Origin of the sequence: Iodobacter fluviatilis, from assembly GCF_004194535.1 — a bacterium.
In the GTDB taxonomy this organism is placed as follows: domain Bacteria; phylum Pseudomonadota; class Gammaproteobacteria; order Burkholderiales; family Chitinibacteraceae; genus Iodobacter; species Iodobacter fluviatilis_A.
Genome location: NZ_CP025781.1, coordinates 1,311,526 through 1,327,735, shown reverse-complemented (window position 1 = coordinate 1,327,735; position 16,210 = coordinate 1,311,526). Strand labels below are relative to the sequence as shown.

Sequence of the window (16,210 nt, the reverse complement as noted above, 5' to 3'; positions counted from 1 at the left end):
GGTTTTATGAGCAAGCAGCGCCTAATTACTATGTTGCTTGGTTTTTTTCGTGGAAAGTGCTTGTTCGCTATTTAATATTTCTGTGTCAAATGCTTTTCGGAATGAAAAAATTTCAGTTTGCATCACAGCCATACTGCTTGCTTGATACATTTGTATCGTTTTTTTTACCATTTTTTCAGCGGTTAACTCTTGCTCAAATCTTTTTCTTGCGTAGACGGCCATATTATTTCGCAACTTATCGTCTTGGCAGAGCTTATTTATAGCATTAGCTAATGCCAGTGAATCTGCAGGAGGGACAATTAAGCCAGATTTTTCATGCTCATTAACCCAAGCCACCCCAGAGCCAGATATATCACATGAGATAACTGGTTTGGAAAAGCTCATGGCCTCTACTTGCACAATGCCGTAGGCTTCTGATCTTAAAATAGAAGGCAGACAGAATATATCGCAGGCACTGTAATATGAAGGCAATTGTTGATCTGAAATTTCACCCAATATTTTAACTTTATATTCGAGTCCTAGTTTTTGTATCAAGTGGCGGAAACTCTCTACACCTGGTCCGCCAATTAACACTACGATATCATCATTAGTATATTTACAAGCTTCAATTAAGTGGATGATGCCTTTATATATGGCTGATCTGCCGATAGATAAAACAATTTTTTTACCTAAGTATTCGCTGCGTATTTTGTTTACAAGTTCCTGTGAGGCAAGCTGGCTTTTATCTGCAACACCAATAGGGATAATGGAAACTTTATCTATATTATGGCTAAGCCATTTCGATGAGTTTGCATATTGCTGTGAGGTAGCAATAATGCCATCGGCACGATTAATGAGCCATTTTAGCCATGGGGCATAGAGCTTGAGCATATGTTTTTGTTTAACAATATCACTATGCCAATGTAGATAAACCTTACATTTTGGCTTAATTAGCCACATGGCCAAATTAGCCATTGGATTAGGTAAATGAATATGAATCGCATCGTATTGGTGGACACGATTTTTTAGTTCAGTAATTAACTTTATAGATATTGATGTCGAATTAATAACCGCCAGTGTACCCGCTCTAATTACATGGTAGCGCGTATTATTTAGATCTATTCTAGTTTCCGTACCTTTATTGCTACAGAGTACATCTGCATTCACACCTTGCTGGTTAAGGCCTTCAACTAAATCGAAGGTTACTGTTTCAATCCCACCGTACTCAGGGGATAAAACTTACCAAGGTGGATTATTTTCATAAACATAGCTCTTGTATGGTTGTTATTTTATTCAGTTTGCTATTTTGATGGGGGTATAAAATTTGGGCAGCAGGTAGGCGATGCACGTGATTAATTCTATTTTAAGCTAGGTTTGCCCCTGTTTTCTTACATGCTCGATATGTTTCGGCTGTTTTTATACTAGTAATTGAATTTAATAATTACAAGAAAATTTCTTTCAATCTTGTCAGGAGCCTAATGCTGCTTGTGGCGATGTGGATGGTTTTTTGTAATTAAGTCTTTGTTTCTTAATGGGGTTTTTGATTTGTTTTTGCTTTGTGTTTTAGTGTTTCAAATAATTTTTATTGTGATTTTTTTATTAAGGCAATTACTCAATTGAGATCTTTCCTTTTACTATGCTTTGTAGACGTTCTGGTTCTCGCAAAATGAGCATTTTCCGATCTTTTTCTGCAATACCAGTATTCAGTAGCTGGCCTATGGCTCTAGATACGGTTTCACGGCTGCAATTAGTCATTCCTGCAAGTGATTGCTGAGGCGGTAGTTCGATGACTTTTAAATTACTAGGTAGGGTGCGTATTAATGTGGTTAACACGGTACATATGCGCTGAAATGGGTTTTGTATGCTAAGCATGGCTCGGTTTTGTGACGATAAGCGTACTAAGAATGCGAGCTTTTTCATTAGCCGTTCAGCCAAAATGGGGTGGGAGTAAATCAGCTGAAGCGCAGTGGCGCGGCTGAGCACCAATAGCTCGGCATCGGCAATTGAAACTACGCTTGTTGAACGGGTTCCGCCATCTATGACCGCTAGCTCACCAAAGTACTCCCCTTCGTGAATGATGTGAATGCAAAGCTCCCGACCGTCTTCTGTAACGTCGACGACTTGTAAACGGCCTCTAATCAAAAAAAACAACTCATCGCCTAGAGAGCCCTTGGTAATCACTTGCTGGTTACGGATGGCTGTCCTAAGCTGAGATTCGTGCGCAATCGAATTTAAAATGCTTTCTGGTATCCCAGAAAAAAATTCTAAAGAATAAATGGGATGGCGTGTCATAAGCATCTCCCGAAGGTTGGTGTTGTAAGGAGTGATCCAAGTGCTCAAGCGATTAAATTTATGTAGGTTGGTGCTTGCTGTTTTTATAAGTGTGCCGTCTATTGTTCTAGCACAAGATTTGGCAAATATGGGTACAGTTATTGCAGTGCTTGGGCAGCCGATGCTGTTGAGAGCGGGGCAGCTTCTGCCTTTAGCTAAGGGTGCTGCCCTGCGTGAGGGAGATGAATTACAGACTGCAGAGCAGAGTAGTGTGTATTTACGCACCTTTGATCAAGGCTTTATTGCCGTGCGGCCAAATAGCGTACTGCTGATTGAAAAATATCACTTAGGTAAGCAGGGGGCGGCTAGCCAATTTAAATTTGTGCTTAAAACAGGCTTGATGCGTTCGGTAACAGGCAGCGAGGTACAAAAAGATAAAGATAAGTACCGGCTAAACACGCCTGTGGCTGCGATTGGCTTGCGCGGTACTGATTTTGTGGTGCATGCCAATGAGCAAACTACTCAGGTAGCCGTGCAAAAAGGTGGGGTCGTTGTAGAGGCTTTTTCTAGCGCTTGCAGTATGGAGCAAGGCGGGCCTTGCCAAGGGGTTAATTCTCGTGAGTTATTTGCATCCACTGCGCATATGTTAGAAGTGGTTCGTGGGCAGGCGGTGCCGGTGCAAAAAGACTCTTCACCGGTATTGCAAAAAGAATTACAAAAAGAATTACCTAAAGATGTGGCTAAAGAAGCGGTCAAAGATTCAAAAGAAGTCGCTAAAGAGGGGGGGAAAGAACCAAGTAAAGCCGTTGCTTTGGGAGCGGAATCCTCTACATCGGCGGTGGATTTAACCAATGCCGTGGCCAAAACGCTGCTTGATGGTTCTAAGATAAAAATTAGCGAGCCCATTGTTGTGGCGCCTACACCCGCACCTAGCCCTATTGCCCCTATTCCAACACTGCCAGAGCCGACAACACCCCTGCCTAAGCCTAGTGAGCCGGTGGTAGTGGTGCCCACTATTCATTGGGGGCGCTGGCAAGAATTGGTTAATTTACCCTCAACGGCTAGCTTTAGTGATGTCTATAAAGCGGGGCAAGAGGTGGTGAATGCAGGGATTTATTATGTGATGTCGCGTGATAATAGCAATCTGCAATATGGCCCGGAATTAGGCGTTGTTAATTTTCAAATGGCTAAGCACGATGGTATATTAGTCAATACCGCTAGCAATTCTATTATTCCTACTTTGGCTAAAGAATCAGCTTTGCAAATTAATTTTTCAGCTCAAAGCTTTAACACTCATCTTTTATTAAATGCTGCAGGTAGAGAAATCCCAATTAATGTAAAAGGTGCAATAGAAAGTAATGGTGTATTTCTAAATGGTGCCGTGAGCGATGTGCAGCTGCGTGGTGTTGTTTCTGGAAAAGATGCCGCTGAAGCAGGTTATATTTATCACACCGTACCAGGGGCTAATGAAATATTAAACGGTGGAACGTATTGGTTAAGGAGACGTTAATTTAATTTTTTTGTATTTATTTGCTGCTAGATTCTATATTTTTCTATAAATAAAAAATAAATATAAAGGTTGTGGCGGCCAAATGATGATTTACTTTTTGAGCGGAGTTAAGCAGCCCTAATGGCGGATTTTAAAACCATTTGGCGTAAGCTGCGGTTTATTTGGCTGGGGCGGGTTTTATTCTTTTTACTCAGCACCCTGCTGGTGGTTTGGTTGGCCATGCCTCGTGGCCATGCTTATCCTTTTCCCTTTGATTTATTAGATCGCCTGCATGATCAATTAATGAGCCAAAAACTAAGCGATCAGCCAGAAAAGCGCATTGTTTTGGTGGATATTGATGAGGCTTCTTTGGCCCAATATGGGCGTTGGCCTTGGTCTAGAACGCGCTTAGCTCAATTACTACAGCAATTAGATGCGCATTACCAAGTTGCACATATTGGCTTGGATATGATTTTCCCTGAGGCTGGTGATGTTTTAGGGGATCAAAAAATTGCGGCAATGGCAGCTTCTCGGCGGCTGAGCTTGGCGCAGACTTTTGGTTTCGATCGAAGCCAAAGTATTCGTGTAGGGGAGTTAAGCGCAGCAATCCCCATCGGCAATATCCCTTCCACCATCGCATTTGGTTATTTAGGCAATCATGCCATGTTGGCGCAAAACGCCCCATGCGTCGGCCATATTGCCATTACTGCTGATCCTGATGGCGTGGTGCGGCATCAAAGCATGCTGGTGCAATATCAGGGCAAACTTTACCCTGCATTTGCGCCCGTATTATTGCGTTGTTGGCTAGGGCAGCAAGCGCAATTACAGAGTCACTCTGGGAAAATTGCATGGCTGCAAGGCTTATCTGCGCAACAAAATATTGCAGAAGATGGCATGGCCGCGATTCCGTTTTTACGCAAGGCCGAGGCTTATATAGCGATTTCTGCCCGCGATATTTTATCGGGGGAGGCGCCAGCAGCGCTCTTGAAGAATCGCTTGGTGATTGTGGGGTCTAGCGCATTGGGCTTGGGGGATTATGTTGCTACTATTTTGGGGGGGCGCACGCCTGGCATGTTATTGCATGCAGAGTGGCTTTCAAAAGCCTTGGATCAGCTAGAGCAAAATCAGCCGGTTGAGGTGATTAGTTTTTTTCCTATTATGGCGGTTTGGGGGGCTTTATTGCTGGGGGTTTCTCTGCTGCTACATCATAGCAATACCCTGCGGCTTATTTGGGGATTTACGGTGATGATGGCGTGGCTGCTATGGCTGCATTACACCACGCAAGAAGTGGCGGCGAATGCTTTGGCGCCACTGGTGGGGGGTGTGGTCTTGCTGATTTTAGAAGGGGGCTTGGAGTGGTGGTATGCCCAGCTTGGGCGGCGGCAGCTTTATCAAGCCTTTCATCATTATGTGCCGCCAGCGATTATCGATCAGCTGATTAGCAGTAATAGCCAAGCGATGATGCAGCCTCATCGGGTAGAAATAACCTGCTTATTTGCAGATTTACAAGGCTATACCGGCATTGCCGAAAGATTGCCACCAGAAGAATTGGCCAGTTATACCCGGCATGCTTTGATGCTGCTGACTCAGGCCGTATTAGATCAGGAAGGCACTTTAGATAAGTATATGGGCGATGCCCTATTTGCATTTTGGGGCGCGCCAGTGGCCCAAGCAGACCACGCCAAACGTGCCGTGGATGCGGCGATAGCCATGCAGGGCGCAGTTGAACTGCATAACCAACAGGCGGCTTTTGGCAAGCAAATCAAAGTGCATATTGGCATTCAAACAGGGGTGGTGGTGGTGGGGGATATGGGCACACCCTTTCGCAGTACCTATACGGCCATTGGTGATGCGGTGAATGTGAGTGCTCGATTACAAAATTTAGCTAGTTTACATAATGAGAAAATTTTGGTTGGGGAGGATACCGAGCGGCGTTTAGCCTATTCACCGCTACAGCTTTATGGAACGGTTGCCCTCAAGGGGCGGCGTGGGGTGCAGCAGGTTTATCGTTTGCCAGGATAGTTTGGTAATGGATGTGTTGTAGTCGCCCTTATTTAATGCCTGTTGTTCTCCGCGAAACGCCGTGTTCACCGTTTGGGCTTTGTTGTGTAATATCAGTTCTTTGAGATAAAGTCAGAATCCAGCAAGTAAATTTATAGATTTGTGATCGTGAGCATATACAATTAATTTATGCGTCTGATCCCTCCCGCCATTCTATTGCTTTTGCTGGTCTGCCCGTCTATTGCGCAAGCGCAAACGGCAGATGCACTGTATCAGCAAGCTATTGGTGATATCGCTCAGCAAGACTGGCAAGAGGCCAGCTGGCTGTTAGAAGAGGTGCTGCAGCTTAATCCCCATCACCAAGGGGCTAAGCTAGATCTGATGCTGGCCTATTGCCAGCTAGAGGATTACACCAGAGCGGCGGTTTTGCAGCGGCAATTGCAAGCTTTACCGGTACTACCGCAAGCCATTAGTGATTTAATTCGGCAAAAAACCGAGCAAGGTTGCCGTGAAAAAACGCTGTGGCAGGGGCAAATACAAAGCTGGGTGGCAAGCGATAGTAATCTGGATCAAGGTAGCTCTAAGCGCTGGCTAGAAATCAGCTTACCCGATGGCGTGTTTAATTTAGAAGTAGACCCTAATAGCCTGCCGCAAGCCGGCTATTTAGCTGGATTAGAAATCCAAGCCATTGCCACACCACCGGGTGGGCAGCAATGGGCATTGCACGCTGGCGCGGTGCAAAGCTGGCCACAAAGTAGCCAAACGATGCGCTGGTTTGGGGGCTTTTGGCAGCCGCAAGCGCGCAGTGATTGGGGTGTAGGTTTACAGCAGTTTTGGCTACAAAATGAGGCCTACCAAAGCAGTGCTTTGTTGGAGTATCGGGGTTTACCAACGCTAGCCGGTGCTCAGTCTTTGCTTAGGCTAAGGGCGCAAATGGTGGATATTGCCCCTCGCTATCAAAGCCTGCACAGCGAATGGCGTGTACAGCATATTCAAAAGTGGCGAGGACTCTGGCTAGATAACCGTGCCGCGCTGGCTTTTGAGCTGGCTCCGCAGCGCCCAGGTGGTAATCAATTTAGTGGCGAGCTGAGCAGCCGGCTGATCTATCCCCAAGGCGCCCATCAGCTTGAGTTTCAGCTACGCGCCAGGGTGATGGAAGATAGAGAGGGTTATAGTCCATTGCTGGAATACAACCAAAAACGGCAAAGCCTGCAAAGTAACTTAGGCTTGGCTTATCAATGGCAAAGCCCTTGGGCCAGTAAATTGCGTTTGGAATATCAATACCAAGAGCAAAACGATAGCTTACCCTTGTTTTCATGGCAAAAGCAGCTGATTTCTTTATCTTTTAAGCAAGATTTTTAAGGGCGTGCAGCTTGTATTCTTGGGTGAGTGCTTGTGTTAGATCGGCCAGAATATCATCGATATGCTCGATGCCAATTGAAAGCCTTACCATGTCTTCGCTTACACCGGCTTGTAGCAATTCTTCTGGTGATCGCTGGCGATGTGTGGTGCGAGCAGGGCGGAAAGCCCGCGATTTGGCATCGCCAATATTGACTAAGCGGCTAATAAGCTACAGTGTGTCTTGGAATCTAGCCCCACCCGCACTGCCATCTTTCAGCCCTTCGGGTTTAGCCCATTTTTGGGGCGGAACGAAAGTTAAAAATCGCTCATGGTACTCGTACCATGTCGCAATTTTCTCCTTGTTCAGCCCCAAAAATGGGCCAAACGCAGCCGAGAATGAAACGGCAACAGACCCTAGATGATGGTCTGCTAAGCCTGCGTATTTTACCCAGCTTACTTTGCTATGTGCGCCACTTTCAGTGCGTTTTCTACATGTCTATCCATGCGCAAAGCCTGTGTTTCTAAGCCCTGCAGGATTAAACAATAAACCGCCAGTCCGACATGCACTGCAGCCATACCCCGCACCGCACCTGCAAATCCCCCATCCATCCTTGATAAAAACCTCAGCATGACGAAAAAAGGAAGGGGCGTTTAGAGGGGGGGCTTGGCCCATATGGTGGTAAGAATATTCTCATGTACTAGATATATTTTAAAAAATATAGTGGGGAAACTATCTAAAAAGTGTATATGTATGGAAATCATTTCTCAGCGGCCGGTCTTTTCAGCACAAAAACAACCGGCTCAGGTCAAAGATAAAGAATCCTGTATTAATTCAAAATTGAGTACGTTGACAAGTAATAAAGAGGAGGTGATCAAGCTTTCAGGTCTGGCTCCTCGACATTGCCCGGGTCTGCAGAAGGTGGCCACTGAGAGTGGTTGTATTATTGCTTTCAGGCCAGTAGAGGCTGTTTCAACTCAATTAATCGATGCAAATTATCCTACCAAGAATTTTCACATTAAAGGGAAAAGTTCAACGTGGGGGCCTATGGCTGGGTTTATTGCCGTGGATCAATCGTTAAGCAAATTGGAAGGGGGCAATAAAATTGAACCTTCTAATCAAAAAGTACAAGAGTGTCTGAAAAATAGAGATGCGGTGGCTGGCCCCCTAGAAATGAGTGTTGAACGTCTAACCTATTTAATCAATGAAGGTGTGCTCCAAAGGCAGGGTGATATTCTTTATGCCACTGGCCCGAGCGGTAAGGAATATAAGTTTAGTGTCAACTCTGATAATGGACGCGATAGATTGGCGATTACACACCATGGTGAGCCCGTCATGGTACTTTGCGATCCCCGAAGTAAATTGCCGTTAACTGCCGACTATGACCTGATGCTCATTGCACCACCATTATCGGAATATGGATCCAAAGATATTCCGCCAATTAGTGATGTCAGTCAGAGCGTTTTTATTAAAAGAACAAATATTTATACCAAGAAACTTCCCTTTGAGTTACAGAAGCAAAAAGATTCTTCCTCTCTTTTTTATGCAAAAGAAGATAAAGATTTAGGAAATATCAATCAGCGGACGCGTGAACTGATCCCGCAGCTGAATGAGGCTATGGGGTGCCTACCGGGCAGAGAGGTTGTGCATCATAATATGGATGCAACGAGTCCAGCTGCCGATCCTCGTTCTAATTATCCAGTCACACTGTTTTTGCCACGTAAATTGGATGGGATAGCAGAGACTATGATCCTTGCCAGCAATAAAGAAGAGTTGGCAGCAATCATTGATTTGGCTAAATCTGAAGGTTTTCATGTACCACTTAATCCGCTATGGGAACCCGAGGTAAATAGTATTCGGCGAGCTAGTTTTGTGAGTGCGCGGTCTATGTTTAGCAAGTCGTGAGGCTTTATTGCACAAATTAGATAGCTCTATGTGGGTTGTAATGGGTCATGCTGTTCATCCATCCATGAACAGCGCAACCTTATTGAGCATAGCCTGACAGTTGAGTGGTCGCAGAGATACAAGGCATCCGCAGCCGAAGTCATGCTGTCCGTTACGCTGCGCGGTGAGGAAAAGCCCATAGGGTCAGGTCTTACATTTGACATGAGGAGTAATCAATTTAACTTGCTTTGAAAACTACTATAAATTTTATTTGATGCAAAATGTAAGACCTGACCCCTATCACACACATCGTGACGTGCAACTGCTCGGCAGAAATGTGATTTCTAGTCAGCCAAGCCAGCAAATCGGCGAGACCTTTGCTGGTATTGGAAACAACTTTAGCTTTGCCTTTGAGTGGGTCAAGCTGGTTCAGTAAATAGCAGTCGAGTTTGGCTTTGGCGACATCGATGCAATGTGGGTAATAAGTGCTCTAAAAAAGACTGTGGCAATTCAAACATTGGGCTATGTCCACATTCTAAAATAACAGAAGTCTGAATATTTTCAAATTGTCCTGCAAGATCTAACCATGGCTGTGCAGGAGTAATATCATCATGTTCACCCCATATCAAATGGATAGGCAAAGCTTTCAATTGTTGCAAAGCCTCTGGAATATCGTATTTACGGCTCAAGGAATACCAGCGCGCTATGTTGTTAAACACTCCACGATCTCTAAATAAACCAGCAAGTTCTTCAGCTCCTCCCTGCGGTATTTTGCTTTTATCATAGATGACCTTATTGATAAAGGCCTGAGCATACTGGATTTCTCCAGTGTGTAACTGCCTTAGTGGCACCGTTTCCAGTTCAACAAGGCCGGGAGCCCCACTCATAACTAAACCTTGAATACGTGTTGGATTTTGCAAAGCATAGTCCAAGGAAATCAAAGCTCCTAGGGAATTTCCTATTAAAAATGGCTTCTCCTCACATTCCTCCAAAACCATATCTAAAAGTTTTGTCGCTTGTCTAAAATGATTCCCAAAGATAACAGGAATAGGATCATCAAAAGTTATGGTACTAAATCCTTCTTCTAAGCACCTACTTGCAACTGCATCCCAAACCCAGCCTCCAGCAAATAATCCTGGAAGAAAAACGATGGGAGTTCCATTTCCTTTTCTTTTAAATTGCATGGCAGAATCCTTTAATAAGAGTGTAAAAATCCACTAAATTTCTGAATTTTTTCTAAATTATTAGAATCTGAAAATATACGTCTTCTTACATTGCGAGTCAAGTTGTTGTTTTTTTTTGAAAGGTAAATTCACATCTATCAACACTAACAATTTAGAAAGTAGTGTCATTGTCAAAAAAAGCCCATAGGGTCAGGTCTGACATTTGACATGAGGAGCAATCAATTTAACTTGCTTTGAAAACCACTATAAATTTCATTAGATAAAAAAGTAATACCAGGCCCCATTACTTCGCTAGCATGCTTGAATTGGGGGGTACGCTTTCGGCTAACCCGCACTACAGGGCTTTAAATTCATTTGGGGTTGCTGCTGTAAAAAACTCAATCATTATTATTCGCCTCAAAGAAACTAAAGCCTCGCTGATATTGATGAATACCATCAAAATCGCCTTTACCAATAGGGTAACCCTCACATCGCAAAATAGCGTGCGCCATACACAGATGGAAAAAAAAATTAGGCATCGCATATTGCATAATAAATACTGAACCATTTGCTTCAAAAATGGCATCTCCCGCTTTATCTGCCATTTTCAAGTTCTCTAAATCATCCACGTCTTGCTGAGAAACGCCGTTTAAAATTTCAATACGATTTTGCAATCTTAACTGTAACTGCTCAAGCGTATTGATTGGCATATCTTCAACAATGATTTTCTTATTCAGCAAAGGTTTTATCGCCCTCAAAGAAAAATCCATTCCAATTAAAACTTGCATTCCAAATGGGAACATATCTTTTTTCAAACTAGTTTTTAAAAGAGCCTCTTCATCCAATTTTTCTTCTATTATATGTTTTGCTACTTTTTGGAGCATAAAATTTACTCGCTCCAAATGATGAATAAAAACTACAACCGAAACATCGTATAAACTCATCGCGTTTTCCCCTATAACAAACAGAATTTTCCTGATTATGTCTCTTACTCAACAAAGCATCCACGCGGGCAAGGCTTGGCTATGAGTAAGGCATGCAGCATGTGTGGACTAAGGCTCCCCAATTCAAAACCACTCAGACCGTCAAGATTTATGCCATACGGATTGCCCAATCAAGGGGGCTTGAGAAAGAAAAGCCCATAGGGCCAAGTCTTACATTTGACAAGAGTAATCAATTTAACTTGCTTTGAAAACCACTATAAATTTTACCTAATTCAAAGTTTAATAGCTGTCCTTATTACTTTCTAGGGCTTGCCTATTATCCTGCAAAGACTTAAAGCGCAGGTAGAGGGTGCTCAGGCTGCGAATATTTAGTTGTGTAATAGGAGTGTCATAAGTGATGGTAATTAAAAAAGGCGGCGCAAGCTTAATATTTAATTGAGCCAGCACCGCCTTTTTAAATCGATTAATTAACCATTTTCTGCGGTTTGGGTTTCATCTTTGGCAGACCAAACGCGGTAGCGTAATTCAACGCCTTCGGGTAAATAAACCACCATAGGTAATTTATCGTTATAGCGGTGCAGCTCTTCTGAATAGACGCTCACAAAAGCTTGTTTTTTCGGCGCATTCGGTGGGCATGCCATCATGGTGCTCATGCTCGGCTCAATCTGCGGTAGTACCCAATAATTATATCCCCAGCCCTGAGCAGTTTCTTTCTTTAGCTGACCGCCCAAACGACGGGTATTGCAATCCACTTCCATCATTTTGCCTGGTAATAACTGTACCCGATAAAGCTCAGGGTTTTTAACTTTAGGCAGCTGAATCACTTTGCGCACAAAGCCTGCTTCTGGGGCAGGAAAGGCTTTCATTGGGTCTGGGCTTGCGGCAAAGGTGCTGGCACAGGTGATGGCGGTCAGGATGGCTAGTTTAATTTTCATTTAATCTTCCTTTGGAGTTAACTAATGCAATATTTATTGCAAGGGCGGTACCTTATTGATAAGGCATCATATTGATGATCTACTTTAAAGAGTAGCAACTATTTACATAAAGTTAATGATGTTTATCACATTGTTGCTATGCTGTAAAAAATAATTATTTGTTTTTATATTTATTGTATTAATTGAATTTAATGATATTAATGCAATATAATTTAAAGTTAATAAATATTAAATTTTCTTATTTAGTTTAATCGCCACTTCTTTCTGCACGCATTCCTTGCGTGATCCGCCTGCAGTATCCACTTTAAAACCGCAGGCTTTGGCGATGATATAGCCTTTTGCTTCTGGATTATTGCTTAAGAATAAGTTAACCGAGGTGGGTACGCCAGAGAGCGAGATGTTGTCTTTGTCTGCCTCCCATTTTAGGGTTGCTCTGGCGTTTTTTTCTGGGTTTAGCGTAAAAAACAAATCGGTATCATTGCCGCTGACCAGTGAGTCTTTGCTGAGGTGAAGGTTTAAAGTGGCGATATCGGTGGATTTGGCATCCCAATCCACGCTAAAGAAACCATCATTAATCGGGGTGATGCCACTGGCGTCTTTTTCCCCGGCAAGCACTCGCAGGCTATTAATGGTGGGCACGGTATCGATGGCAACAATATTGATGCCGTCGCTATTGACGGTGACGTCCCCTCCACCGCAAGCCACTAAAAGCGAGCAGAGGGCGCTGATCAGGAAGATGGATTTCATGGGGCGTTGTCCGAGTTAAGCATTAATGTGGGCAATATACAGTGGGAATCTCTTCGTATATGTAATGGTTTATTTTTTCATCCAGCCATCCCACACGGGTGGCTCGCTCATTTGTGCGGCTATAAAGTCGATAAAGCTGCGGATTTTGGCGGAGAGGTGGCGGCGGCTGGGGTAGACGGCGTAGAGGGCAAGTTGGGGTATGGTGTAATCGGGCAGTAGGATTTCCAGCGCGCCACTGGCTAAGTCCTCACCAATTAAAAAGCTCGGCTCGCAAATAATGCCTTCCCCTGCAAGGGCTGCGCGGCGCAGTAGATCGCCATTATTGGCGCGAAAATGCCCAGCTACTTTAATCGTGATATTGCCATCCACCCCGCTAAAATCCCACTCACCACGGCGGCTACCATTGGTGTAAATCAGGCAGTTATGGTTGGCTAAATCGGCGGGAGTGAGCGGCCTACCGTGCTGGGCCAGATAGCTTGGGGCCGCTGCAGCTACGATGCGTATTGTAGACAACCGCCGCGCCACTAGGGTGTCGGTGATCTGGTCGGAGATGCGCAGCGCCAGATCAAAGCCTTCTTCTACTAAGTCGACACTGCGGTCGATCAGCTCGATTTCTACGATCACATCGGGATAAGCTTTTTGGTAAGCGGCAATCAGCGGGGATAGATGCAGCTGGCCAAAAGACACCGGCACATTAATCCGCAGCAAGCCAAAGGGGCGCTGGCCTTCCTGCCCTAGCTCCGATTCGGCCTCTGCCACATCACCCAAAATCTGCAAACACCGCTCATGGTAAAGGCGGCCTGCTTCGGTGAGGCTGAGTTTGCGGGTGCTGCGCTGCAAGAGTCGGGTATTGAGATGTGCTTCCAGCTCGGCCACCAAACGCGACACCGCGCTGGTGGAGATATCCAACTGATCGGCAGCCTTTACAAAACTACCCGCGTCAACCACCCGGGTGAATACTTGCATGGCGGTGAGTTTGTCCATAATCGGCTGATCCCTCAGATTGTTTGATAAAGAGCAAAACCCAAATCTTGAACCACGGAGGGCACAGAGGACACGGAGTTTCACGGAGAAAACCAAGCGATAAATTAAGCCCCGTCTTTGGGGTGTACGCAGTTGCAAGCTTGAAAATCTGAACTTTCATCACTACTAGTAGCACGGGGCTTAAATCTCCCCTTGAAGCACGCCGAAGCGAGGAACAAGCGGGCGGGGTTTCGGTGAGGACTGTTTGAGCGAAGCGAGTTCCGCAGCCGCCGCTCGATTGTCCGCAGATGAGGGGCCTGCGTGCTTCGTGGGGTCGCCTTCTTTGGCTTCGTTTCTTGGCGAAGCAAGAAAGGAAGGCCCCGCGGTGGCTAACCGCTCCAAAATAAATGTGCCGAAGGCACTAAAAAGGTCTTTTGATCTACGGTATTCAACCAGCTCAATCTGATAATGAGATGCTAGAAAACGGCGGGTGTCACTCGCCCTACGTAACGTCATCTTTAAGTTATTATCCCATATTCAGGGATAATTATTTGAGGATATCTGTATTTATCCCTCAAGTGGCAATCGTCATACTGCACCCCATCGATGCCAAACACATGGCGCAAACCACTGGAGATTCAAAATGATTGATCACAAAACCGCCCCCTACGCAGCCCTTGTTCTTCGCACGGCTCTTGCCATTATGTTTTTGGCGCACGGTTTCACCAAAGTATTTGTATTTACTTTGCCAGGCACGGCGCAGTTTTTTTCCTCGGTAGGCTTTCCTGGCTGGATGGCTTATCCGGTAGCGGGGGCTGAGGTGTTTGGTGGCTTGTTCTTGCTGATCGGGCTTTACCCACGTTTAGTGGCAGCGGCCTTGTTGCCGGTGTTGATTGGTGCAAGCACGGTTCATTTGGCTAATGGTTGGTCGTTTGGTAATGCGAATGGTGGCTGGGAATATCCGGTGTTTTTGATTGCTGCAGCCTTGGTGCAAGTATTAATGGGAGACGGCGCATTTGCTCTGAAACGCTCACCTCGTTTTGCGGATTAAATGATCGTATGGCGGATGCCCCCAATCCTGTCAGCTTCACAGGGTTGGGGTTGATTTTTATAGGGTGCGCAAATCGTTTTTCTTGCGCACCGCCCTCTGCGCCCCAACTTCGTCGTTGTACACCCTATAAACTTCAGACTTTTAAAATACTCAAACACCAAGGACTTCACCATGTTTCCCAGCTTTTATATCTCTCACGGCTCTCCCATGCTGGCTTTGGATGCTGGGAAAACGGGGCTTGCTTGGCAGGCGTTGGTGGCGGATTTGCCGAAGCCTAAGGCTATTTTGATGGTGTCGGCGCATTGGGGCTCTTTGCAGCCTGCGGTGGGTGCGGCCAGCCAGCCTGAGACGATTCATGATTTTGGCGGCTTTCCTGCGGCGCTGTTTGATTTGCAATACCCAGCGCCCGGTGCGCCGTGGTTGGCAAAAAAAGTAGCCGCTGTATTAGAGTCCGCAGGTTTGCCGGTGGCGGTTCACCCCAGCCGAGGGCTGGATCATGGCGCTTGGGTGCCGCTGCGGGTGATGTATCCAGATGCCGATGTGCCGGTGGTGCAGCTGTCTATTCAGCCAAGGCAAGGCCCAGAGCATCATTACCGGCTAGGGCAGGCTTTGGCGGGTTTACAGCAGGAAGGGGTGATGATTATTGGCTCGGGCAGCCTGACCCATAATCTATATGAGGTAATGGGGGATATCACGGAAGGAGATCCACGCGTACCCGCCTATGTGCCTGCTTTTCAGGCTTGGATGAATGAAAAGCTGTTGGCTAACGATATTAACGCCTTGCTCGATTACCGCCGTCAAGCACCGGAGGCCAACCGAGCACATCCAACAGATGAGCATCTGCTACCGATTTTTGTGGTGCTGGGCGCTGCTCAAGGCGGGAATGTAGAGCGCAGCCATCGTGGTATTACCGGCGGCGTGTTGGCGATGGATGTGTATCGCTGGCAGTAAGTTGCTTTGTAGATACTGTCTTGCTAGTCAAGCGTTTTGATATTCTGCTTGGTACTTTTTTTTGCGTTTTTAGCACGCCAAAGCACAGGTGCACCAATTTGCGTATGCAAGCACCGAGCGCTGACATTTTGCTCTTGCCTCGGGCAAGTAAACGCTCAAATAAGGCGTTGACGTGGGGTTTGTGCTTGGTGGCGACGATGTCAGCCATGTAGAGCACTGCGCGTACGCGGGCGGGGCCAGCTTTAGATAGTTTGGCGCGCCCAAGTATGACGAACCCGATTGTCGCTCTACTGGCACCAAGCCCAAATACGCCGATAATTATTTGGCCGTATTGAACTGATGCGTATGCATTACCGCCAATAATTGCGTGCCACTTTGTGGGCCGATTGCTGGAATGGTTTGCAGTAAATTCAGGTCGTTTTTTAATCCCGGATGGTGGCCGATATGATCGTCGATTTGTCTTTGCAGTTTTTTGAGCGGAGTGTTTAGAAAG

Annotated in this window: 13 protein-coding genes and 1 pseudogene; 6 read left to right on the top strand and 8 right to left on the bottom strand. The window is 45.6% G+C overall.

Going from position 1 to position 16,210, the window contains the following annotated elements:
* Positions 1-21 precede the first annotated feature (21 nt).
* Together C1H71_RS05735 and C1H71_RS05730 are read right to left on the bottom strand one after the other, a co-directional pair.
* Positions 22-1,194 carry a glycosyltransferase gene (locus tag C1H71_RS05735; protein ID WP_262488442.1) on the bottom strand — a complete coding sequence of 391 codons (1,173 nt, stop codon included), beginning with the start codon at positions 1,192-1,194 and terminating at the stop codon, positions 22-24.
* Between the two features lie 393 nt (positions 1,195-1,587).
* Positions 1,588-2,271 (bottom strand): Crp/Fnr family transcriptional regulator, encoded by a 684-nt coding sequence (locus C1H71_RS05730; protein WP_188053604.1) that lies wholly within the window; start codon positions 2,269-2,271, stop codon positions 1,588-1,590.
* Between the two features lie 40 nt (positions 2,272-2,311).
* Here C1H71_RS05730 and C1H71_RS05725 point away from each other — a divergent pair, with 40 nt between their 5' ends.
* The 3 genes from C1H71_RS05725 (at position 2,312) to C1H71_RS05715 (ending at position 7,102) form a co-directional block, all read left to right on the top strand.
* Positions 2,312-3,760: a FecR family protein gene (locus C1H71_RS05725; protein ID WP_130105712.1), complete on the top strand. Its 1,449-nt coding sequence runs from the start codon at positions 2,312-2,314 to the stop codon at positions 3,758-3,760.
* 120 nt (positions 3,761-3,880) lie between these two features.
* Entirely contained in the window at positions 3,881-5,761 is a 1,881-nt protein-coding gene (locus C1H71_RS05720; RefSeq protein WP_130105711.1) for a CHASE2 domain-containing protein, read from the top strand.
* Between the two features lie 168 nt (positions 5,762-5,929).
* Positions 5,930-7,102 carry a tetratricopeptide repeat protein gene (locus C1H71_RS05715; protein ID WP_130105710.1) on the top strand — a complete coding sequence of 391 codons (1,173 nt, stop codon included), beginning with the start codon at positions 5,930-5,932 and terminating at the stop codon, positions 7,100-7,102.
* On the opposite strand, the pseudogene C1H71_RS21305 reads toward C1H71_RS05715, so the two are convergent.
* Positions 7,086-7,621: pseudogene (locus C1H71_RS21305) on the bottom strand (PLP-dependent transferase); the annotation flags it as partial. The gene C1H71_RS05715 and the pseudogene C1H71_RS21305 sit on opposite strands and share 17 nt — an antisense overlap.
* A gap of 211 nt (positions 7,622-7,832) precedes the next feature.
* On the opposite strand from C1H71_RS21305, the gene C1H71_RS05700 reads away from it, so the two are divergent.
* Positions 7,833-8,984, top strand: coding sequence for an anthrax toxin-like adenylyl cyclase domain-containing protein (locus tag C1H71_RS05700; protein ID WP_188053602.1), 1,152 nt, complete (start codon positions 7,833-7,835; stop codon positions 8,982-8,984).
* A 398-nt stretch (positions 8,985-9,382) separates the two neighbouring features.
* Here C1H71_RS05700 and C1H71_RS05695 read toward each other — a convergent pair whose 3' ends face one another.
* The 5 genes from C1H71_RS05695 to C1H71_RS05675 form a co-directional block, all read right to left on the bottom strand.
* Positions 9,383-10,147, bottom strand: coding sequence for an alpha/beta fold hydrolase (locus C1H71_RS05695; RefSeq protein ID WP_130105708.1), 765 nt, complete (start codon positions 10,145-10,147; stop codon positions 9,383-9,385).
* A gap of 377 nt (positions 10,148-10,524) precedes the next feature.
* Positions 10,525-11,070 (bottom strand): DUF1993 family protein, encoded by a 546-nt coding sequence (locus C1H71_RS05690; protein WP_130105707.1) that lies wholly within the window; start codon positions 11,068-11,070, stop codon positions 10,525-10,527.
* Positions 11,071-11,537: 467 nt separating this feature from the next.
* Positions 11,538-12,005 carry a serine protease inhibitor ecotin gene (gene eco / locus C1H71_RS05685; RefSeq protein ID WP_130105706.1) on the bottom strand — a complete coding sequence of 156 codons (468 nt, stop codon included), beginning with the start codon at positions 12,003-12,005 and terminating at the stop codon, positions 11,538-11,540.
* A 228-nt stretch (positions 12,006-12,233) separates the two neighbouring features.
* Positions 12,234-12,752 carry a hypothetical protein gene (locus C1H71_RS05680; RefSeq protein ID WP_130105705.1) on the bottom strand — a complete coding sequence of 173 codons (519 nt, stop codon included), beginning with the start codon at positions 12,750-12,752 and terminating at the stop codon, positions 12,234-12,236.
* A 69-nt stretch (positions 12,753-12,821) separates the two neighbouring features.
* Complete coding sequence (locus C1H71_RS05675) at positions 12,822-13,736, bottom strand: LysR family transcriptional regulator (protein ID WP_130105704.1); 915 nt, start codon at positions 13,734-13,736, stop codon at positions 12,822-12,824.
* A 622-nt stretch (positions 13,737-14,358) separates the two neighbouring features.
* Here C1H71_RS05675 and C1H71_RS05670 point away from each other — a divergent pair.
* Complete coding sequence (locus C1H71_RS05670) at positions 14,359-14,766, top strand: DoxX family protein (protein WP_130105703.1); 408 nt, start codon at positions 14,359-14,361, stop codon at positions 14,764-14,766.
* Between the two features lie 171 nt (positions 14,767-14,937).
* The gene (locus tag C1H71_RS05665) at positions 14,938-15,717 is read left to right on the top strand and encodes a DODA-type extradiol aromatic ring-opening family dioxygenase (RefSeq protein ID WP_130105702.1); all 780 of its coding nucleotides are present in this window, start codon (positions 14,938-14,940) and stop codon (positions 15,715-15,717) included.
* The last annotated feature ends 493 nt before the right edge of the window (positions 15,718-16,210 follow it).